General features: G+C 74.7%; 18 protein-coding genes. 10 read left to right on the top strand and 8 right to left on the bottom strand.

All coding sequences use genetic code 11. The features are described from left to right. Window positions 1-97: 97 nt before the first annotated feature. The gene (locus C2142_RS08870) at window positions 98-1,492 is read right to left on the bottom strand and encodes a class II fumarate hydratase (protein ID WP_148642291.1); all 1,395 of its coding nucleotides are present in this window, start codon (window positions 1,490-1,492) and stop codon (window positions 98-100) included. Between the two features lie 304 nt (window positions 1,493-1,796). Continuing rightward, window positions 1,797-2,522: a carbon-nitrogen hydrolase family protein gene (locus C2142_RS08865; protein ID WP_206670944.1), complete on the bottom strand. Its 726-nt coding sequence runs from the start codon at window positions 2,520-2,522 to the stop codon at window positions 1,797-1,799. A 266-nt stretch (window positions 2,523-2,788) separates the two neighbouring features. Between C2142_RS08865 and C2142_RS08860 the strand changes: the two genes are divergently transcribed. After that, entirely contained in the window at window positions 2,789-4,708 is a 1,920-nt protein-coding gene (locus tag C2142_RS08860; protein ID WP_148641885.1) for a cholesterol oxidase substrate-binding domain-containing protein, read from the top strand. A 130-nt stretch (window positions 4,709-4,838) separates the two neighbouring features. Here the strand turns inward: C2142_RS08860 and C2142_RS08855 are convergent, their stop codons facing one another. Further along, complete coding sequence (locus C2142_RS08855) at window positions 4,839-5,456, bottom strand: XRE family transcriptional regulator (RefSeq protein ID WP_148641884.1); 618 nt, start codon at window positions 5,454-5,456, stop codon at window positions 4,839-4,841. A 69-nt stretch (window positions 5,457-5,525) separates the two neighbouring features. Here C2142_RS08855 and C2142_RS08850 point away from each other — a divergent pair, with 69 nt between their 5' ends. Then, a complete protein-coding gene (locus C2142_RS08850; protein ID WP_148641883.1) occupies window positions 5,526-6,335 on the top strand; it encodes an AzlC family ABC transporter permease in 810 nt (269 codons plus the stop codon). Continuing rightward, entirely contained in the window at window positions 6,335-6,643 is a 309-nt protein-coding gene (locus C2142_RS08845) for an AzlD domain-containing protein (protein WP_174315600.1), read from the top strand. The genes C2142_RS08850 and C2142_RS08845 overlap by 1 nt, the downstream gene beginning before the upstream one ends. A gap of 112 nt (window positions 6,644-6,755) precedes the next feature. Here the strand turns inward: C2142_RS08845 and C2142_RS08840 are convergent, their stop codons facing one another. Beyond that, on the bottom strand, window positions 6,756-7,076 hold the full coding sequence (locus tag C2142_RS08840; protein WP_148641882.1) for a hypothetical protein: 321 nt from the start codon (window positions 7,074-7,076) through the stop codon (window positions 6,756-6,758). 41 nt (window positions 7,077-7,117) lie between these two features. Then, a complete protein-coding gene (locus C2142_RS08835; protein ID WP_148641881.1) occupies window positions 7,118-7,726 on the bottom strand; it encodes a GNAT family N-acetyltransferase in 609 nt (202 codons plus the stop codon). Between the two features lie 169 nt (window positions 7,727-7,895). Here C2142_RS08835 and C2142_RS08830 point away from each other — a divergent pair, with 169 nt between their 5' ends. The 6 genes from C2142_RS08830 (at window position 7,896) to C2142_RS08805 (ending at window position 13,617) form a co-directional block, all read left to right on the top strand. Beyond that, the gene (locus tag C2142_RS08830) at window positions 7,896-9,086 is read left to right on the top strand and encodes an acyl-CoA dehydrogenase family protein (protein WP_148641880.1); all 1,191 of its coding nucleotides are present in this window, start codon (window positions 7,896-7,898) and stop codon (window positions 9,084-9,086) included. A 62-nt stretch (window positions 9,087-9,148) separates the two neighbouring features. Then, window positions 9,149-9,523: an ADP-ribosylation/crystallin J1 gene (locus tag C2142_RS08825; protein ID WP_162002427.1), complete on the top strand. Its 375-nt coding sequence runs from the start codon at window positions 9,149-9,151 to the stop codon at window positions 9,521-9,523. 143 nt (window positions 9,524-9,666) lie between these two features. Beyond that, window positions 9,667-10,371, top strand: a complete 705-nt coding sequence (locus C2142_RS08820; protein ID WP_241003150.1) for an ATP-grasp domain-containing protein — start codon at window positions 9,667-9,669, stop codon at window positions 10,369-10,371. 175 nt (window positions 10,372-10,546) lie between these two features. Continuing rightward, window positions 10,547-11,425 carry an alkaline phosphatase family protein gene (locus tag C2142_RS08815; protein WP_148641878.1) on the top strand — a complete coding sequence of 293 codons (879 nt, stop codon included), beginning with the start codon at window positions 10,547-10,549 and terminating at the stop codon, window positions 11,423-11,425. Window positions 11,426-11,688: 263 nt separating this feature from the next. Then, entirely contained in the window at window positions 11,689-12,159 is a 471-nt protein-coding gene (locus C2142_RS08810; RefSeq protein ID WP_241002460.1) for a hypothetical protein, read from the top strand. Window positions 12,160-12,321: 162 nt separating this feature from the next. Then, a complete protein-coding gene (locus C2142_RS08805) occupies window positions 12,322-13,617 on the top strand; it encodes a multidrug effflux MFS transporter (RefSeq protein WP_148641875.1) in 1,296 nt (431 codons plus the stop codon). A gap of 173 nt (window positions 13,618-13,790) precedes the next feature. On the opposite strand, the gene C2142_RS08800 is transcribed toward C2142_RS08805, so the two are convergent. Then, on the bottom strand, window positions 13,791-15,533 hold the full coding sequence (locus C2142_RS08800) for a glycosyl hydrolase family 18 protein (protein ID WP_148641874.1): 1,743 nt from the start codon (window positions 15,531-15,533) through the stop codon (window positions 13,791-13,793). Between the two features lie 791 nt (window positions 15,534-16,324). On the opposite strand from C2142_RS08800, the gene C2142_RS08795 reads away from it, so the two are divergent. After that, entirely contained in the window at window positions 16,325-17,641 is a 1,317-nt protein-coding gene (locus C2142_RS08795) for a hypothetical protein (protein ID WP_148641873.1), read from the top strand. 377 nt (window positions 17,642-18,018) lie between these two features. Here C2142_RS08795 and C2142_RS08790 read toward each other — a convergent pair whose 3' ends face one another. After that, the gene (locus C2142_RS08790; protein WP_194235763.1) at window positions 18,019-18,615 is read right to left on the bottom strand and encodes a hypothetical protein; all 597 of its coding nucleotides are present in this window, start codon (window positions 18,613-18,615) and stop codon (window positions 18,019-18,021) included. Window positions 18,616-18,805: 190 nt separating this feature from the next. Then, window positions 18,806-19,747, bottom strand: coding sequence for an ABC transporter substrate-binding protein (locus C2142_RS08785; RefSeq protein WP_148641872.1), 942 nt, complete (start codon window positions 19,745-19,747; stop codon window positions 18,806-18,808). Between the last annotated feature and the right edge of the window lie 86 nt (window positions 19,748-19,833).

Genomic DNA, 19,833 nt, shown 5'->3' with positions numbered 1-19,833 from the left:
TCCGAACCGGGGCGCGGAGCGGCGAGGCCGCCGTCCGCGCCCCGGCGCGTGCCCCGGGCCCCGTCCGCCACCTGCGGGGCCGGGGAGCGCGCCGGCCCTACGGCCGGGTCATCCGCAGCACGTCCAGCGCCTCGTCCAGCTGCTCCTCGGTGAGCAGCCCCTGCGCCAGGTAGCCGCGCTCCAGCACCACCTGGCGGATCGTCTTCCGCTCGGCCAGCGCCTGCTTGGCGACCCTGGCGGCCTCCTCGTAGCCGATGTACCGGTTCAGCGGGGTGACCACCGAGGGCGAGGACTCCGCGTACTCGCGGGCCCGTTCGACGTTGGCGGTGATGCCGTCCACCGTCCGGTCGGCCAGCAGCCGGGCGCTGTTGGCGAGCAGTCGGACCGACTCCAGCACGTTGCGGGCGATCACCGGGAGCATCACGTTCAGCTCGAAGTTGCCGCTCGCGCCGGCCACCGTGACCGTCGCGTCGTTGCCGATCACCTGCGCCGAGACCATCAGCACGACCTCGGGCAGCACCGGGTTCACCTTGCCGGGCATGATCGACGAACCCGGCTGGAGGTCCGGCAGGTTGATCTCGCCGAGACCGGTGCGCGGGCCGGAGCCCATCCACCGCAGGTCGTTGGCGATCTTGGTGAAGCCGACCGCGACGGTGCGCAGCTGGCCGCTCAGCTCGACCAGGCCGTCCCGCGCGCCCTGCGCCTCGAAGTGGTCGCGGGCCTCGGTCAGCGGCAGGTCGGTGGCCCGGGCCACCTCCTCGATCACGGCCGCGGCGAACCCGGGCGGGGTGTTGATGCCGGTGCCCACCGCGGTGCCGCCGAGCGGCAGTTCGGCGACCCGGGGGAGCGTCGCCAGGAGCCGTTCCCGCCCGTGCCTGACCTGGGCGGCGTAACCGGCGAACTCCTGGCCGAGGGTGACCGGCGTGGCGTCCATCAGGTGCGTCCGGCCGGACTTCACGACCTTCGCGAACTCCGCCGCCTTGCGCTCCAGCGCCTCCGCGAGGTGTTCCAGCGCGGGGATCAGGTCGTTGGTGACGGCGGCGGTGGCGGCGATGTGGATCGAGGACGGGAACACGTCGTTCGAGGACTGGCTCGCGTTGACGTGGTCGTTCGGGTGGACGGGCCGGCCCAGTCGCTCCGAGGCCAGCGTCGCGATCACCTCGTTGGTGTTCATGTTGGACGAGGTGCCGGAGCCGGTCTGGAACACGTCCACCGGGAACTCGGCGTCCCAGCGGCCCTCGGCGACCTCCTCGGCGGCGGACACGACCGCCCTCGCCGTCTCGTCGTCCAGCACCCCGAGCCGGGCGTTCACCCGGGCGGCGGCCGCCTTGATCCGGGCCAGCGCCGCGATGTGAGCGCGCTCCAGCCGCTGGCCGGACACCGGGAAGTTCTCCACCGCCCGCTGCGTCTGCGCCTGCCACTTCGCAGCGGCCGGCACCCGGACCTCGCCCATCGAGTCGTGCTCGGTCCGGTACTCCTGCTCGTCGCCCATCGCGCGCTGCACCTCCTGGCCGGCCCCGGGGGCGGCCCTGGTCTCGGTCGTGCCGTCGGCACCCGGCACCGGTGCCGGGTACCGGAACCGGTATCGGCACCGGTGTCCGATCACGACAGCCGCGCGGGGGCCCCGGGTATTTCCGCCCGGGCGCCCGGGACGACTCCGCGGCTCACGGCTGCGTGGGTCATGGTTCCAGGGCTCACGGCTCCGCGGGTGCACGGCCTCAGGGCTCACGGCTCCGCGGGTGCACGGCTCCGCGGCCGTCCGGGGCCGGGGCCCGCAGTGCGATGGGGCTACGGGGCTACGGGAGCGCGTGGCGGACCACCGCGCCCGGCTCGGCCCCGGCCTGCGCGACGAGCGCGCCGCCCGGTGCCCAGAACCCCGAGCCGCCCGAGGTCCGCGGGTAGTCGCCGCTCGCCCCGGCCGACGTCGACAGCACGCCCCACACCCTGTGCACGGCGGTCCGGTCGCGGACCTGGCTGTCGCGCCGGGCGAGGGCCACCGGGTCGTCGCCGTAGAGGGTGGAGGCGACGTACGCGTCGATGCCGAGCGCGGCCAGCTGCTCGGCGTGCTCCGGGAAGGCGGCGTCCGCGCAGATCGCCAGGCCCAGGCGGCGGCCGTCCAGTTCCAGCACCGCCGGCTTGTCGCCGGGGGTGAAGCGGTCGCCCTCGGTCCCGTGCAGCCGGATCTTGCGGCAGACGACCCGGGCGCCCTCGCCGGTGACGGCGAGCGTGGCGATGTACTCGCGGCCGTCCGCCTCGCGCACCGGCGCGCCGGCCAGGGCGACCGCGCCGGTCCCGGCGCAGGCCTCGACCAGCGGCGCGAGCCGCGCGTCGGCGAGGTCCAGGGCGGGCGCGGCGAGGTCGTAGCCGGTCAGCGAGAACTCGGGGAAGACCACCAGCCGGGCGGCGGCCTCCCGGACCACGGCGACGTGCTGCGCGACGTTGGCGGCCACGGTCTCCGGCCGGGAGGCCTCGGCGCAGACGGGCTGGGCGACGGCGACGGTCAGGGGCGCGGGCGCGGGCACGGCGGGGCCTCCGGGGGCGATCGGGGGGCGATCAGGGGACGGCGATCACGATCAACCTAGGGGCGGGTCGGCGAATCGGGCAACCTTCATTCGAACGGGTGAAGAACGCGGCTCGCGGGCCCGTAGGCGGCCGCTCCGCCGCCCCGGCTTCGTACGCTCGTACGCGGATCGGGGGAACGGTCACGACGGCGATCACGGCGGCGGTCTCGACGACGCCGGCGCCCGGCGCAGGACGCGCGGGCGCGGTCACCACCCAGGGGGCGGGCATGACGGAAACACGACGACACGGCGACGGGCCCGGCGACGGGCACGGTGGTGGGAGCGGTGACGGGCTCCGCGACGAACCGGGCGGCGGGCCCCGGGAGCGGGAGCGGGGGCGGAACGGCCTGAGCAGGCGTGAGCTGCTCGGCGCCTCGGCCGCACTCGGCGGAGCCGCCTGGCTGCTGCGCGGCACGATCGGACCGGACCACGCGCAGGCCACCACCCCGGCACCGCCCGGACTGCCCGACGGCACCGAGCTGTACCAGCGGGTCTACCAGAACTGGTCCGGCGAGGTCCGCACCGACCAGCTCTGGACCTGCGCCCCGCGTACGCCCGAGGAGGTGCCGCCGCTCGCCGACTGGGCCCGCGCCAACGGTTGGCGGCTGCGCGCCCAGGGGTACCGGCACACCTGGGCCCCGCTCACCGTCGCCGACGGCACCCCCGAGGCGGCCCGCGTCCTGCTGCTGGACACCACCAGCCACCTCACCGCGATCACCGCCGACTCGCCGGACACCGTCCGGGTCCAGACCGGCGCCACCATGGAGGACCTGCTCGCCCACCTGGCCGGCCGCGGCCTCGGCGTCGCCAACTGCCCCGCGCCCGGCGAACTGACCGTCGGCGGGGTGCTCGCCATCGGCGGCCACGGCACTGCCGTCCCCGCCGCCGGCGAGACCCGCCCGCCCGGCCACGGCTACGGCTCGCTCAGCAACCAGGTCACCCGGCTGACCGCCGTCGTCCACGACCCGGGAACCGGCCGCCACACCCTGCGCACCTTCGAGCGCGCCGAGGCGGACAGCGCCGCCTTCCTGGTCCACCTCGGCCGGGCCTTCGTCACGGAGGTCGTGCTCCGGGCCGGTGCCGACCGGCCACTGCGCTGCGTCAGCAGGCTGGACATCCCGGCGAGTGAACTCTTCGCCCGTCCGGGCAGCACAGGCATCCTCGGCCGGCGCCCGCGCACCTTCGCCGACTTCGTCGAGCGCGACGGCCGCGCCGAGGCGATCTGGTTCGCCTACACCGACCACCCCTGGCTGAAGACCTGGACCGTCGCCCCGGACCGCCCGTTCGGCTCCCGGGCCGTCGAGGAGCCGTACAACTTCCCGTTCTCCGACATCATTCCGGAACCTGTCGCCCGTCTCGCCGGCCAACTCGTGACCGGCGCCTGGGCATCGGCCCCGCTCTTCGGCCAACTCCAGTACCTGGTGGCCAAGGTGGCACTCACCGGGGACATCACCGACGTGCTGCTCTCCGGCGGCCTGATCCGCGACCTGCTCACCGGCGAAGTGCTCACCCACCTGCTCGGCGGAGGCCTGAGGTCCGACCTCTGGGGCCCCTCCCGCACCCTGATGCAGTACGTCCGCCCCACCACCCTGCGGGTCACCGCCAACGGCTACGCCGTTCTCACCCGGCGCGCCGACCTGCAGTGGGTGCTCGCCGAATTCGCCGACCACTACCGGCAGTTGCTCGACGAGTACCGGGCACGCGGCGAGTTCCCGGTGAACGGCGCGGTCGAGATCCGGGTCACCGGCCTGGACGACCCCGCCTCGTGCGGGGTGCCCGGCGCCCGGCCGCCGCTGCTCTCCGCGCTGCGCCCGCGCCCCGACCACCCCGAGTGGGACACCGCCGTCTGGCTCGACGTCCTCGCGTTCCCGGGCACGCCCGGGCTGCACCGCTTCGCCCGCGACCTCGAACAGTTCCTGCTGCGCACCTTCGACGGCACCCGCGCCGGGCTGCGCGTCGAGTGGTCCAAGGGCTGGGCCTACACCGCGGACGCCGCCTGGGCCGACCCCGACGTGCTCGGCCGGGTCATCCCGGCCAGCCTCCGTGACGGCGGCGGCCCCGGCTGGGACGAGGCGGTCGCCGTACTGGACCGCCACGACCCGTACCGGGTGTTCGGGAACCCCTTCCTGGACCGGCTGTTGACGTAGCGGCACGTCGATGCGGGCGTACGTCGCTACCGGCGTGCGTCGATGCGGACGTACGTCGCCACCGGCGTGGGTCGTCGCTACCGGCGTGCGTCGATGCGGGGCGCGCCGTGGTGGCGGCGTGCCGGAGACGTCAGATGTGTTCCATGACGATCACGGCCAGGGTGTCGGGGGCGAGGGCACGGAAGACGTGCGGGGCGTCGCCCGGGTAGCTGACGTAGTCGCCCGGGCCCAGCTCGACCGGCTCCTCCGTCGGCCCGGCCAGTGCCCGGCCCGCGCCGATCATCACGTGCTCGACGGTGCCGGGCATGTGCGGGTCGGAGGCCCGGGTCTCGCCCGGCTGCGCCTCGATCCGGTAGATGTCGCGCCGGGCGTTCGGCGGGCAGGAGGAGAGCACGGTGGCCGCGTAGTCGGCGCGCTCGGAGTGGGTCACCGGGCCCTCGCCGGCCCGGATCACCCTGACCGCCGGGCGGGGCGGGTCGACCAGCCGGCTGAACGGCACGTTGAGCGCGGCGCCGAGCGCCCAGAGCGTCTCCACGCTGGGGTTGCCCGCGCCCGACTCCAGCTGGGAGAGCGTCGACTTGGCGATGCCCGCGCGCCGGGCCAGCTCGGCCATCGACAGCCCGCTGCGCTCGCGCTCGCGCCGGATCGAGGCGGCGATCAGGCCGATCAGCTCCACGCCGGACGCCGTCGGCCCGCCCGTCCCGCTCCTGCCGCTGTCACTGCCGGTGCCGCTGCTGCCCACACTCATCCGCGTTCGCTCCACAGGTCCACGCGTTCGCCTTGACGAACGACAGCCATCGGGTTCACTCTACTGGACATGCGTTCGCTCTTCCGAACACTCGACCGTTCCACGCTGCGCGACATCGCTCTGGTCTGCCTTGCCGACGCCCTCGTCGGCGCCTCCTTCGGTGCCATGAGTGTGTCCGGCGGCCTGCCGCTCTGGGTACCGATCGCGATGTCCTTGCTGGTCTTCGCCGGAGGCTCGCAGTTCGCGGCCGTCGGAATCGTCCTCTCCGGCGGCGGCGCGCTCGCCGCCGTCGCCACCGGCCTCGTCCTCAACGCCCGCCTGCTGCCGTTCGGCTTCACCGTCGCCGACGTGCTCGACGGACCCTGGTGGCGCCGGCTGCTCGGCGCACACGTGCTGACCGACGAGTCCGCCGCCTTCGTCCTGCTCCAGCCCGACCGGCGCGGCCGCCGGGCGGCGTTCTGGGTCTGCGGCGTCGCCCTGTTCGTGGTCTGGAACGTCGCCGTCGTCCTCGGCGCCGCCGCCGGCGGTCTGATCGGCGACACCGACGCGCTCGGGCTCGACGCCGCCTTCCCCGCCGTCCTGCTCGCCCTCGTCCTGCCCTCGCTCACCGACCGCCGCACCCGCGCCGCCGCCCTGGCCGGCGCCGTCGTCGCGGTGGCCGCCACCCCGTACCTGCCGGCCGGGCTGCCCGTCCTGCTCTCCCTCCTCGGCCTGCTGTTCGCCGGCCGGGGCCACGCCCGCCCGGCGGAGGAGCAGGGCGAGGGCGGCGGCCGGCCCACGGAGGGGTCGTCCGCCCGTCGGTCCTCCGCCCGGCACCCGTCCGACGACCACCCGGTCACCCGCCGGCCGTCCGCGCCGATCGCCGAAGAGGTCCGCTGATGCCCCTGCTCGCCGTCCTCCTGCTGGCCGTCGGCACCTACGCGTTCCGGATCGCCGGACCCGCCCTCGGCCACCGCCTCACCCTGTCCGACCGGCTGCGCCACCTGCTCGCGGTCGCCGCCGCCGTGCTGCTCGTCGCCTTGGTCGCCACCGGCGCCCTCACCCAGGGCCACGGCTTCGCCGGCTGGGCCCGGCCGGCCGGCGTGCTGGTCGCCGGGGTGCTCGCGCTGCGCCGCGCGCCGTTCCCGGTCGTGGTGGTGGCCGGTGCCGCGACCACGGCGGTGCTCCGGCTCTGCGGGATCGCCTGACAGGGCGCCTGCCGCCACCGCCCTCCCGGCCCTTGACCCCAAGCGGGCTTCAACTCCGCAGCCGTTCGGACCCGCCCGCCTGAGCACGGCCCGGAGCGCCGCGGCCCGGGACTCAGCCGGTGGCGCCGTCGGCCAGGCGCTCCTGCTGGATCTCGGGCCGCTTGCTGTCCCAGAGCAGCTCCCACGCCTTGAACACGCAGTGGTAGTCCCGCATGCTGCCCTTGGAGATCAGCAGGTAGGTGTCGCCGTCCCGCAGGACGGTGCGCTGGCGGGGGTTGAACGGGTGCTGCGGCGTGTACGTCGGGACGAGCCGCTTCAGCTCGGCGAGCGCCTCCTCGCGGCTGCCCTCGATCTCGGCGAGCACGTTGGTGCCCCAGATCCGGTCGTTGCCGACGCCCGTGGTCTCCTGGACGACCAGTGCCCAGCGCGCCATGCCCCACCCCTCAGTTCAGCTTCCGAAGCCTGCGGAAGCGGTCATCCTACCGAGACGGGCGAAGGCACCGCCGGGGCGGGCGCCTTGAAGAAGATGGTGGTCGGGTGCGGGACGCCCGCCGGGTCGGTCGCGTAGTCGGGCACCGTGCCGACCCTGGTCCAGCCCGCGGCCTCGTACATCCGCTCGGCGGGGCTGTCCGTCTCGGTGTCCAGCACCAGCAGCCGGATGCCGCGCCGGGCGGCGGCCGACTCCAGGGCGGCGAGCAGCCGGCCGGCCAGGCCCTGCCCGCGGTCCCTCGGATCGACCATCAGCTTGGCCACCTCGCCGCGGTGACGGCCGTTCGCGGGCGCCGCGGGACGCAGCTGCACCGTCCCGGCGATCCGGCCCGCGCCCCCGGCGTCCTCCGTGCCGGTGCCCCCGGCGTCCGTGCCGTTCCCGCCGTGCTCGTCCGCGCGGGCCACCCAGAGCAGCAGCCGTCCGGCCGCGACGTCCGGGACCAGCGAACGCCACCAGGCGGCCGCAGCGTCGTGGTCGAGCGGGGCGAGGAAGCCGAGCGAGGCGCCGCCGTCGACGGTGTCCACCAGCAGCCCGGCAAGCCGCCCCGACGCGTCCGCCAGTTGCTCCGCCGTCAACAGCTCGACTGTGTACATGCTCACTCCCTCGCCTCGGACCGTCCGGAGCCGGGCCCCGTGCGGAATACTCGCCGGTACCCGCGACGGCCGGTACCCCCGCCGGCCCCGGAGCGGCACCCCGACCGGCCCGGACGCCACCGGCCCGGACCGGTGACCGCCGAGACTACAAGCACGACAAGGAGCTTCAATGGCGAAGCCGAACCGGATCGACCCGGCCGACCTGCTCGCCGTCGGTGACCTGCTCACCGACGAGGAGCGGCTGATCCGCGACACCGTCAGGAAGTTCACCGAGGAGCGGATCCGCCCGCACCTCGGCGACTGGTTCGAGCGCGGTGTCTTCCCGGCCCGCGAACTCGCCCCCGAACTGGGCGCCCTCGGTGTGCTCGGCATGCACCTCGACGGCTACGGCTGCACCGGCTCCACCGCCGTCGCCTACGGCGTCGCCTGCATGGAACTGGAGGCAGCCGACTCCGGGCTGCGCAGCTTCGTCTCCGTCCAGGGCTCGCTGGCGATGCGCTCGATCCACGCCTACGGGTCCGAGGAGCAGAAGCAGCGCTGGCTGCCCGGCATGGCCGCCGGCGAGCTCATCGGCTGCTTCGGCCTCACCGAGCCCGACTTCGGCTCCGACCCGGCCAACATGCGCACCCGCGCCCGCCGCAAGGGCGCCGGCGAAGGCGCCGACTGGGTGCTCTCCGGCTCCAAGATGTGGATCACCAACGGCAGCATCTCCGACGTCGCCGTCGTCTGGGCGCAGACCGAGGACGGCGTCCGCGGCTTCCTCGTGGAGCCAGGCACCCCCGGCTTCACGGCCACCGACGTGCACGGGAAGCTCTCGCTGCGCGCCTCGGTCACCAGCGAGCTGTCCTTCGACGAGGTCGTGCTGCCCGCCGACGCCGTCCTGCCCGGCGTGACCGGCCTGCGCGGACCGCTCTCCTCCCTCAACGAGGCCCGCTACGGCATCCTCTGGGGCACCGTCGGCGCCGCCCGCGACTGCTACACCGCCGCGCTGGACTACGCGAAGAGCCGCGTCCAGTTCGACCGCCCGATCGCCGGGTTCCAGCTCACCCAGCAGAAGCTGGTCGAGATGATGCTGGAGGTGGAGAAGGCCTACCTGGTCGCGCTGCGGATCGGCCGGCTCAAGGACGAGGGCGCGGCCCGCCCGGCCCACATCAGCTTCGGCAAGCTCAACAACGTGCGCGCCGCGCTGGAGATCGCCCGCAGCGCCCGCACCGTACTCGGCGCCAACGGCATCACCACCGAGTACCCGGTGCTGCGGCACGCCAACAACCTGGAGTCGGTGCTCACGTACGAGGGCACCAGCGAGATCCACACCCTCGTCCTCGGCGAGGCCATCACCGGCGAGTCGGCCTACCGCTGACGGCCGGTGCGCCCCGAAAACCGGTGGCCGGGCCGGCACCGGCCCGGCTACCGTCGCCCCCCATGACCAGCCGGACGCCCACCACCTCCCCGACCACGACCCTCTGGCGGCCCACCGGGCCGGAGGAGTTGGCGCTGGTCGAGGCCGCCGACCGGCGCGCCTGGCCGCCCCGGCTGCCCGACCAGCCGATCTTCTACCCGGTGCTCAACGAGGACTACGCGATCCGGATCGCCCGCGACTGGAACGTCCCCGCGTCCGGCGTCGGCTACGTCACCTGCTTCGAGGTGGACACCGCCTTCCTGGCCCGCTACCCCGTGCAGCAGGCCGGCGGCCGGACCATCCTCGAACTCTGGGTGCCCGCCGAGGAGCTGCCCGAGTTCAACCGGCACATCGTCGGCCGCATCGAGGTCGTCCACGAGTTCCGGCCCGTGCCGTGAGCGCCCGTGCCGTGGCGGACGGCGCCGTGACGGACGGCGCGGGGGAGGGCGGTGTGCGGGAGGGCGGTGCGCCCGTGCTGCTCACCTCGGCCCAGGCGACGAGCACCACCGTGCTGCTCGCCGAGGCCGCCGCCGCCCGCGGCCTGGAGACCGCGGTCCTCGCCGGCCCGGCCACCGTCGACCGGCTGGCGGGGCGGCCCGTCCACTGGTACGGCGGCCCGTTCGCCGCCGCCCGGGTCGCCGGCCCGCTCGGCCTCGCCCTGCTCGAACCCGCCGACGACTGGCTGCCCGGACTGCCCGAGGAGTTCACCGGCCGCCGGATCGAGCTGACCACCCTCTCCGAGGCGTGGACGCTCACCCGGCCCGCCTTCGTGAAGCCGCCCGCCGACAAGTCCCTCCCGCCGGCCGTCTATCCCGACGGCTCCCGCCTGCCGCGCCACGGCGAGCGGATCGGCCCCGACACCCCGGTGCTGGTGAGCGACCCGGTGACGTTCGGCACCGAGTACCGGCTCTTCGTCCTCGACGGCGAGGTCGTCACCGGCAGCCGCTACGCCCGCTTCGGCCGGCTCGACCCCGGCCCGCTCACCCCCGGGGCCGCCGCCTTCGCCGGCCGGCTGCTGGCCGCCGCCGGTGCGAGCCTGCCCAGCGCCGTCGCCCTCGACGTCGGCCCCCTGCTCGACCCCTACGACCCGGTCGCGCGCTGGGCCGTCGTCGAGGCGAACCTGCCGTGGTTCGCCCACTGCTACGCGGCCGATCCGGCCCGCGTACTGGACGTGGTCCTGCGCGCCGCCGGCCCGGCCGCGGCGCTGCGCCCGGCCGACCGCCGGTTCGTCCGCACCGCCGGCTGACGGGCCCCGGCCGGCCTCCCGCCGTCCTCCCGCCGCCCGGCAGGCCCCTGCCACCGGCCGGACATCCCCCGTTCCATCCGGGGACACCAACCGGTACCCCGGGCGGTGCAGCATGTCGCGGTCGGCGGCGCCTGCGGGGCGCGGCCGGGCGCACCGCGAAAGGAACCCCCTCACCATGGCCACAGCTCCGCCGCCCCGATCCCGTGTCCTCGTCGTCGGGATCGACGGCGTCCGGTACGACCTGCTGGAGCAGGTCCCGATGCCGAGGCTCGCGGAGGTGGCCGAGGCCGGGTTCCTGGCGCCCGTCACCGTGGCGGAGTCCACGCCCACCATGTCCGGACCCTGCTGGGCCACCATCGTCACCGGTGTCGAGCCCGCCAAGCACGGCGTCTGGGGCAACCACCTGGCCGGCAACCGGCTCGACGTCTTCCCCGACTTCGCCACCCGCCTCGCCCGGCAGGACCGCCGGCGCACCTTCGTCGCCGCGGGCTGGGACCCGCTGGTGATCAACGAGTCCGGCGGCCCGCTGTTCCGCGCCCCCGGCCGCCTCTCCTACGTCGCCCCCGCCGAGGACAGCCCCGAGGCCTGGGAGGCCGTGGACGAGGAGGTCACCCGGGAGGCCGTGCACGTCCTGTCCACCGCCGACCCGGAGGCGTCCTTCGTCTACCTCGGCGCCGTCGACGAGACCGCCCACTTCCTCGGCTGCGGCGAGGAGTACCGGGCCGCCATGCGCGCCGCCGACCAGCGCCTCGGGCGGCTGCTCGACGCCGTCCGGGCCCGGGCCGGCCACGCCGACGAGGCGTGGACGGTCATCGTCGTCACCGACCACGGCCACGTCGACGGGGGCGGCCACGGCGGCCGCACGCCCGAGGAGCGCACCGCCTGGGTGGCCTGCGCCGGCCCCGGCATCCCCGCCGCCCCACCGGCCGGCGAGATCCGCCACCCGGACGTCGCAGCCCAGGTGTACGCGGCCCTCGGACGGCCCATCGACCCGCACTGGACTCTGGACGGCCGCCCGTTCCCGGTCGCCCGACCCGTCCCGGCAGGCGTCTGAAAGCGCTGGTCACAGGGGCTGTCGGGGGCCCCGCCCGGGCCGGCGAACCCTGAGGCGGGGGGAGCCGCGTGTCCCCCTGAAGGTGGAGACCGTACCCCTGCGGTCGGAGGAACGGCCGCGACCTCCAGGTGACGCCCCGGCAGCCCACGACGGGTCAGGATGGAGTGACCCCGGGAGACCGGGCGTCGCAAACGCGTCAGACGGCGGACACCGGCAGCGGTGGCACCGGACAGGAGAGGGCAGGGCGGGGCATGAACGGCATCGTGAGCAAGGTCGCACTCGGGATCGCGGGCACGGGCATGGTCGTGGCCGTCGCGGCCGTGGCGGTCGGCCCGCGGGTCTCCGAGTGGTACGACGGCCGCCACCAGGAGCAGGCCACCTACGCCACCGGCAGCGCCGCCAAGGCGAGCGCGCACACGATGCCGGGCTGGCTGCCCGACAACGCGTCCTCCGTCCAGTACATGCGGTCCACCACGGGCGACGACCGCCTGCTGCGCGCCACCCTGGCGGAGGGCCGGCTGCCCGCGGGCTGCACCACCACCACGCCGGGCCGCAGCGCCCACCCGGTGCCGGCCACCCTGAAGGCGGGGTGGTTCCCGGAGGGCGTCGCCTCGAAGATCACCGGCAGCTGCGGGCACTACAACGTCACGCTGACCGGCAACCAGCTGTACGCCTGGCAGGACGGCGCCGCCGTCCAGGCCGCCCAGCGCGCGGGGCAGCCGGCCAAGCACTGACCCCGGCCGGGTGCTGAGGCCGGCACTGCACCGGGCCCGGGCCGAGCGCGTGGCCCGGCCGGGCCGCGAAGGCCGGGCGGCGAAGGCCGGGTATCGCGGGCCGGTCCCACTGGGGTAGGACGGAGCGAGCAGCAACCCAGCGACCGTCCCGTGAGGAGCCCCATGCCTGGTCCGACCGCCGGCCCCGCCGGCGAGACGTCGACCGCCTCCACCACCCGCGCCGGCTCCGGCCGCACCGGCACCGCCCCCGGCCGCGCCACCGTGGCCGTCCTCGGCGGCCTGGTCGCCCTCGGACCGCTCACCACCGACCTCTACCTGCCCGGCCTGCCCGCGATCGCCGGGGACCTCGCCGTCGAGCCGGCGGCCGTCCAGCTGACCCTCACGTTCTCGATGTTCGGCGTGGCCGCCGGGCAGCTGATCCTCGGACCGCTCAGCGACCGCTTCGGCCGCCGTCCGCCGCTGCTCGTCGGCCTCGTCGTCTACACCGTGGCCAGCGTCGTCTGCGTGTTCGCGCCCACCCTGCCCGTCCTGGTCGCCGCCCGGTTCGTCCAGGGCGCCGCCGGGGCGGCGGGCCTGGTCATCGGCCGCGCGGTCGCCCGGGACCGCTTCCAGGGCATCGCGATGCTCCGCTTCCTCGCCTCGGTCAGCCTGATCTCCGGCCTCGCCCCGATCCTCGCCCCGCTCGTCGGCGCGCAGCTGCTCCGCGTGACCTCCTGGCGCGGCACCTTCGGCGCTCTCACCGCCCTCGGCCTGCTGCTCACCCTGATCGCCTTCGCCGCCCTGCGCGAGACCCTGCCGCCCGCCGACCGCCACCGCGGCGGGCTCGCCGGCACCCTGCGCACCATGGGCGGCCTGCTGGGCAACCTGCCGTTCCTCGGCCTCGTCCTGACGAGCGCCTTTGCCTTCGGCTCGCTGTTCGGCTACATCAGCGGCTCCTCGGTGGTGCTCCAGCACGTCTACCACGTCTCGCCGCAGACCTACAGCCTGCTCTTCGGCGTCAACTCGCTGGCCATCGTCGCCGTCACCCAGCTGAACGGCCGCGTGCTCGCCCGGCGCTTCACCCCTGGCGCGCTGATGCTCGCCGGGCTCGGTGCGGCGATCGTCGCCGGGGTGGCGCTGCTCCTGGTCACCGCCGTCTGGGACTTCGGCCTGCCCGGGGTCTGCTCGGCCCTGTTCGTGCTGATGGGCAGCCTCGGCGTGATCCTCCCGAACACCGCCGCCCAGGCCCTGAGCCTCGTCCCGCCGCAGGCCGCCGGCTCCGCCTCGGCCCTCCTCGGCACCGGCAACTTCGTCTGCGGCGCCGTCGTCGCCCCGCTCAGCAGCCTCGGCGGCTCGCCCTCGGCGGTCCTGCTCGCCACCGTCGTCCTCGTCTGCGCGGTCCTCGCCGCCGTCTGCTACCTCGCGCTCTGCGGCCGCGGGCCGGCGCCGGACGCCGCGGATGCCGCGGCGGCGGGCTGACCCGGGCCGCTCACCCCCTCCCGCAGAACGTGCCGCCGGGGGTGCCGCGACGGGTGGTCGCGGCACCCCCGGCGGGGTGGTCGGCTACTGCGCGCCGGGCGCGGCCTGCCGGGTCGGGCAGGATGCTGTCAGGCGGGTCAGGCGGGTCAGGCGGGTCAGGCGGGTCAGGCGGGTCAGGCGATGGCGAAGTCGTCGCCGTAGACGTTGCCCTGGCCGTACCAGCCGTGCAGGTGCACCGTGACGGTGCCGGAGGCACCGGTGGTGAACGGGACGCTCAGCCTGGTCCAGCCGGAGGCGTTCGTCCAGGTGCTGGCGGTGGCGCCGCCGCTCACGCCGAGGTAGGCGTAGCTGCCCTGGACCCAGCCGCTCAGCGTGTACGAGGTGTTGGGCTGGAGCGTCACGGTCTGCGAGCACTGGCCGGTCTGGCCGGCGCCGGCCGCCGCCTGGAGGGCGTAGGAGCCGGAGTGGGCCGGGGTGGAGACCACCGCGCCGCCGCTCTGGCAGGTCCAGGGGGCGAGGCCGCCGGTCTCCAGGCCGCCGTTGACCAGGCCGCCGGGCGGGGTGACCCCGGTGACCGTCAGGTTGTAGGTGCCGGTGTGAGTGCCGGACGCGGCGCTGCCGGTGACGGTCAGCGGGTAGGTGCCGGGCGTGGTGGCGCTGGTGGTGGTGATGTTGAGGGTGGCGGTGTTGCCGGCGGTGACGCTGCCGGGGGTGACGGTGGCGGTGACGCCGGCGGGGGCGCCGGTGACGGTGAGGTTGACGCTCTGCGCGGAACCGGCCGTCACGGCGGTGGAGACGGTCGTGCTGGTGGAGGAACCGGCGGTGACGGTACCGGAGTTCGGGTTCACGGCGACCGAGAAGTCGTTGCCCACCGGGGTGCTGCTGGTGAAGGGCGCGAAGATGTGGGTGAAGTCCCAGGTGCCCTGGCTGATCCCCGAGCAGTCGTCCCGCCCGCCGGTGCCCGGGCAGCCGCCGTTGTCACGTTGGAGGGCCCAGAAGGAGAGCGTGTTGATGCCCTTCGAGACCGCCCAGTTGTAGACGGTGGTGGCGTTGGCGACGGTGAAGGTCTCGGCCGCGCCGAAGTCGTCGATGCCGACCATCTCGGTGATGCCGATCGAACCCCACAGCTGGGCGGGGGTCTTGGCCGGGTAGAGCTTGGCCAGCTGGTTGTAGAGCCCGGTCGCCGAGGTCTGGGTGTCGGCGGCCATGTCGTGGGCGGCGTTGTCGTAGTAGTCGAAGGTCATCATGTTGACGACGTCGATCCGGGCGTTGTTGCCGACCGCGTTCTTCAGCACCGCCAGGCCGCTGGAGGCGAGGCCACTGGTGGTGGTCGGCAGCGTGTAGGAGAACTGGACCGAACGGCCGTTGGCGGCCGCCCAGTCCTGCACCAGCTTGATCGCCTTGTTGCGGCGGTCGATGCCGGCGGTGTTGGTCAGCGAGTTGTCCTCGATGTCGAGGTCGATCCGGCTGATGTCGTAGGTGGTGATGACGTTCTCGAAGGCGGCCGCGATCTGGTTCACGTCCGTGCAGCTGTCGGCGAGTTCGGTGCCGGTGTTGTCGGCGGTGTAGCCGCCGAAGGACGGGATCACGTCGCCGCCGTTCGCCCGGATGGTGGTGATGTCGGCGCCGAACGAGGACGAGGCGACCGGCAGTCCGGTGTCGCCGTTCCAGTACGGCGTGCACGAGCCCTTGGTGGCGGTCTGCAGGAACGCCATCGTCAGGTGCTTGGCGCCGGACTGCGCGGCCAGCGCCGCCGGGCTCTGGCCGGTCCAGGACTCGAAGTACGGGGCGAACACCCGGCTCGGCAGCGGGGTCGCGGCCTCGGCCGGGCCCGTCCCGGCGGCGACCAGCCCGGCCGACGCGACCAGCGTGGCACAGGCGGTCAGGGCGGCCTGGATCGTTCTGCGTAGACGCATGGATTCTCCAACAGACGTGGTGGGGCAGGACGTTGGTGAAGTACTGAGCGGTGCTGCGGGAATGCGGAGGTGCGGTCTTGCTCGGTAACGGCCTTGCTGGATGGAGGCGTTGCGGAGTTGCACCTCGCAGGCCTGCAGGCCTGCGGACTTGCGGGGGGTGGGGGCGTGCGGGAGCCGCGGCGGAACGGGCATGCCGGTGTGCGGGCATGCGGAACGGTGCGGTCGGGGGCGGGGCGGAACAGGGCAGGGCAGTGCCTCAGCCGCCGGTGGTCACACCCCCACAGTGCATCCCGGTCGGATCGACATGCTTATGGTTGGACTAGACCAGTCCTCTGTCAAGAGTCCTGACAGTTCGTCAGCGTACTGGTCCGGCCGTTGCGGGGCGGGCAATCCGCTTGCGGGCGACGGTGCCGTTCGACATGATCGTTCCCATGTGCGACCTCAACAGGAAGGGCGACCGCCGCCCGGGCAGGTGAGCCCCACCCGCCGACGCCGGCCACACACGGCCCGCCCCGCGCCCCGCGCCACCCGCCACTCGAAGCCCGCACCTGCACCCGAAGCCGGAAGCCGGAAGCCGGAACCCCGAGGGCCGTGGCGGATTCGCTGTTCGCGCCCAACTCCTTGCCGCCCGCCGCCCGCGGCGGGCCGCCTGCGGTGAGTCGTCCGCGATGCCGGTGACCGCGATGCCGGTGGCCGCGATGCCGGTGACCGCGAGGCCGACGTCCGCCGCTCTTCCCGCACGCCTTGCTCCCATTCGCCCCGCGCCCGTTCGATCCCCTGGAGGAAACCCTGTGACGACGACCCCGCTGGAGACCGCCTGGAGCCTCGTCGAGGCCGGCGACCCGGACGCGGCCCTGCGCGAACTCCGCTCGGCCGCAACGGAGGTGCCCGCAGCCAAGGCCGCCCCGCTGGTCGAACGACTCGCCGTCGACGGCGGCTTCGAGGACCTCGCCGCAGCCGCCCGCGCCCTCGTCGCCGCGCCCGCCGACCCCGTCGCGCTCTACGAGTACGGCTACGCCTGCGTCGGACGCGGCGCCGCCTTCCTGGCCGTCCCCGCCCTCACCGAGGCCCTGCGCCTGGCCGCCGCCCCGAAGCGCGGCCTGTTCGCCCGGGGCCGCGGGCGTACCGACCAGCGCCTGCCCGTCCTCGCCGAACTCGCCACCGCCCTGGAGGACGAGGAGCGGCACGCCGAGGCCGTCACGGTGCTGCGCGAACACGACGCCCTGCTCCGCGACTGGCCCGAGCGCTACCTGCTCGCCTACAACGCCCTGATGGCCGGCGACGCCGCCGCGGCCCGCGCGGACTTCGACCGCCTGCCCGCCGACGCCGGGCGGTGGCAGCCCGCCGCCGACCGGCTGCGCCGCTCGCTGGAGCGCGCCGACGCCGTCGTCGCCACCACACGGCCCGGCGGTCCTGACCCACTCGGCCACCAGGCCCTGCGCGCCTGGCACTTCACCCTCACCGGCGGCCTGCTGGCCACGCTCTCGCCGTACGGCTGGAGCGCGGGCATGACCGGTCGCTACGCGTTCATCCAGGACGACTACGGCCTCTGCCGCCGCGCGCTGGAGCGGCTGCGGCTGGTGCTGGAGGCGACCGGGACCCGCCCGCACTCGGTCTCGCTGCTGCCGGGGCGCGCCGACCGTGCCCTCGGCCTGGCCGCCGCGGAGGTGCTCGGCCTGCCCGTGCAGCCCTACCGGCCGGGCACCGGGAACTCCGTCGTGGTGGCGTACGACCTGGGGGAGGTGGACGACGAACTGGTCGCCCTGCTGCGCGAGCGTGCGCCCGGTGAGGTGCTGTACGAGCACGCGACGTGCTGGACCAGCCCGCCGGGCGCTGCCGCCGACGTCTGCGGCCTGCTCGGCCAGACGGTGTGTGCCCCCTGGGAGCCGTTCGGCGGCGAGCCGGACGGGCGCACCGCCGAGGAGTTGGCGGCGGACATCCTCGCCGCCGACCCGACGCCCGACGACGGCGACGGCGACGGCGAGACCCCGGCCGACCCGGACGAGGCGGTGGCCGCCTTCGCCCGCGCCGTCGGGCGCCGGTGGCTGGCCGGTCCGCGCGACCGCTGCCGCTCCAGCGGCCCGGTCCGCAGCTCGCGCTTCGCGTGACCTGCTTCGCGTGCTGAAACGGCGTGCCTGATGTGGCGTCAGGCATGGCGAGTGGGAGGCCTTCCGGGTGGGAGGCCTTGCGAGTCCGGGGGTCTCACCCGGCGTCGTTCCGGCCGGCCTGCGCCCCGTCAAGCCGCCGGCGGGAGGCGGTGCTCCAGCCCGTCGGCGACCGCCCGCGCTGCGGTTCCTCGCGGCCCCCTGCAGGGGAGTTCGAGTGGCATGGCGGTACGGCGGTAACGGCGGTAACGGCGGCATGGTGCGCCGTGGCCGCGCGCGGGCGTCGCGCGCGGCCACGGCTGCCCGGAGCTCAGGACACCGGGCCGCTCATCGGGTGGCGTGAGCGGGCCCGCTCGGGCCTGCTCAGGCACCCGGTCTGTTCAGGCCGGCGGGCAGAGGGTGGCGCGCAGCGCGTCGAGGATCTTTCCGGCCTTCTCGTCGCCGAAGCCCTGGGGGTGGTCGGGCGCGGTGAAGCGCTGGTTGGCGAGCTCGACCAGCTTGGTCCGGTCCTTGGGGAACTGGTACATCGACTGGCACTGGGTGCGGGCCCGGTCGACGGCCTGGTCCGACTTGCCGCCGACGATCGCCGGGTCGATCGCGTCCAGGGCGGCGACCAGCTTGGCGGTGACGTCGCTGCCCGGCTTGGTGGGCAGTCCGGCGTCGGCCGGCGGCGCGGGCTTGGACGGCGCCTGGGTGTTGGGGGCGTCGGGGGCGCCGGGTGTGGCGGCACCGGGGGCCGGGCCGTCGGAGGCGCCCGCGGCGGGGGTGGTCGGCGTGCCCGGGGTGGCCGCGGCGGTGTCGCCGGTGGCGGGGGTGCTCGCGGCGGTGGCGGCGGGTGTGGTGGCGGCGGTCGAGGCGGTGGGGGTGCCGCTCGCGGTGCTGCCGGCTGCGGTGGTGCCGGAGCCCGAGCTGGAGCAGGCGGCGAGACTCACCGCGGCGAATGCCGTGAGGGTGGCGGCGAGAAGACGAGTGCGCATCCCGCCACACTGTCATGTTCGCGCCGCCCAAGGGAAGATCCTCAGAAATGAGAAACCGGGCGCGAACCGGGGCGGCAGCCAGGGGGCAGCCGGGAGCGGGCATCCGGAAGCGGGAAGCCAGGAGCGGAAGCGGGGAGGGAGGGCGGCGGCTCGGGACAGGCCCGGAGCCGCCGCCCGCAGGAGACCGGGCTCAGCTCAGGCCGCTGGCCTTCAGCCAGTCCTTGGCCACCGCCGACGGGTCCTCCTTGTCGACGGCGACCTTCTTCATCAGCGTCAGCAGCCCCGCCGTGTCCAGCTTGGCCGACACCGCGTTGAGCGCGGCCGTGGCCTTGGCATCCACCCCCGCCTTGTTGACCAGCGGCGTGACGTTCTGCGCGCCGAACAGGCCCTTCGGGTCGGCCAGCGGCACGAGCTTCAGCTGGGAGATCTTCGGGTCGGTGGAGAAGACGTTGCCGATCTGGATGGTGCCGTCCTTGACCGCGTTGGCGGTGGTCTCGCCGGTCGGCTTCCACTCCTTGAAGGACAGCCCGTAGACGTCCTTGAGCGGCTGCTCCTGGCGGTTCTTGAACTCCGGCGGACCGCCGATGGTGAGCTCGCCCGCCTTGGCGGCCAGGTCGGCGATGCTCTTCAGGCCGTACTTGTCGGCGGTTTCCTGGCTGACGCTCAGGGTGTCCTTGTCTTCGGCGGGGGAGGAGTCCAGGAGTGCCAGCGAGGCCGGCAGGGTCTTCGCCAGCGCGGCGTTGACCTCCTCCTTGGTCGGCGCGGACGCCTTGCCGCCCAGGTAGGCGAGGAGCGCGCCGTTGTACTCGGGCAGCACGGTGAGGCTGCCGTTCTGCAGCTGCCCGTAGAGCACCTCGCGGCTGCCGATGTTGAACTTCTCCTCGACCTTGACGCCCTTGGCCTTGAGCGCCTGCGAGTAGATCGAGCCGAGCAGCACGTTCTCGGGGAAGTTCGCCGAGCCGACCACCACGGTGGAGCCGGAGCCCGCGCCGGTGGCCGCCGCCGACGAGGAGCCGCCGCCCAGCGGGTCCCCGCCGGAGGAGGAGCAGGCGGTGGCGCCGAGGGCGAGCGCGGCGAGGGTGCCGAGGGCCAGGACCCGGCGGACGTTTCTCCGGTGTGCGGAAGTCGACATGGTGATGTGTGTCCCTTCAGGAGCGTGAACGAGGATCGGTGCGGCCGCCGGGCGTGAGCGGGAGCGGCCGTTGCGTGGGCGTGGAC

Source organism: Streptomyces sp. CB01881, assembly GCF_002953255.1.
In the GTDB taxonomy this organism is placed as follows: Bacteria; Actinomycetota; Actinomycetes; order Streptomycetales; family Streptomycetaceae; genus Kitasatospora.
Note: the sequence above shows the minus strand (reverse complement) of the source record. Positions and strands in the feature narration are given on the sequence as shown.

Coding starts and splice junctions, on each gene's coding strand:
- C2142_RS08835 (WP_148641881.1), bottom strand. CDS start 7,726: ATGTACACAGTCGAGCTGTTGACGGCGGAGCAACTGGCGGACGCGTCG.
- C2142_RS08805 (WP_148641875.1), top strand. CDS start 12,322: ATGCCTGGTCCGACCGCCGGCCCCGCCGGCGAGACGTCGACCGCCTCC.
- C2142_RS08860 (WP_148641885.1), top strand. CDS start 2,789: ATGACGGAAACACGACGACACGGCGACGGGCCCGGCGACGGGCACGGT.
- C2142_RS08855 (WP_148641884.1), bottom strand. CDS start 5,456: ATGAGTGTGGGCAGCAGCGGCACCGGCAGTGACAGCGGCAGGAGCGGG.
- C2142_RS08815 (WP_148641878.1), top strand. CDS start 10,547: ATGGCCACAGCTCCGCCGCCCCGATCCCGTGTCCTCGTCGTCGGGATC.
- C2142_RS08825 (WP_162002427.1), top strand. CDS start 9,149: ATGACCAGCCGGACGCCCACCACCTCCCCGACCACGACCCTCTGGCGG.
- C2142_RS08800 (WP_148641874.1), bottom strand. CDS start 15,533: ATGCGTCTACGCAGAACGATCCAGGCCGCCCTGACCGCCTGTGCCACG.
- C2142_RS08830 (WP_148641880.1), top strand. CDS start 7,896: ATGGCGAAGCCGAACCGGATCGACCCGGCCGACCTGCTCGCCGTCGGT.
- C2142_RS08870 (WP_148642291.1), bottom strand. CDS start 1,492: ATGGGCGACGAGCAGGAGTACCGGACCGAGCACGACTCGATGGGCGAG.
- C2142_RS08850 (WP_148641883.1), top strand. CDS start 5,526: ATGCGTTCGCTCTTCCGAACACTCGACCGTTCCACGCTGCGCGACATC.
- C2142_RS08790 (WP_194235763.1), bottom strand. CDS start 18,615: ATGCGCACTCGTCTTCTCGCCGCCACCCTCACGGCATTCGCCGCGGTG.
- C2142_RS08785 (WP_148641872.1), bottom strand. CDS start 19,747: ATGTCGACTTCCGCACACCGGAGAAACGTCCGCCGGGTCCTGGCCCTC.
- C2142_RS08845 (WP_174315600.1), top strand. CDS start 6,335: ATGCCCCTGCTCGCCGTCCTCCTGCTGGCCGTCGGCACCTACGCGTTC.
- C2142_RS08840 (WP_148641882.1), bottom strand. CDS start 7,076: ATGGCGCGCTGGGCACTGGTCGTCCAGGAGACCACGGGCGTCGGCAAC.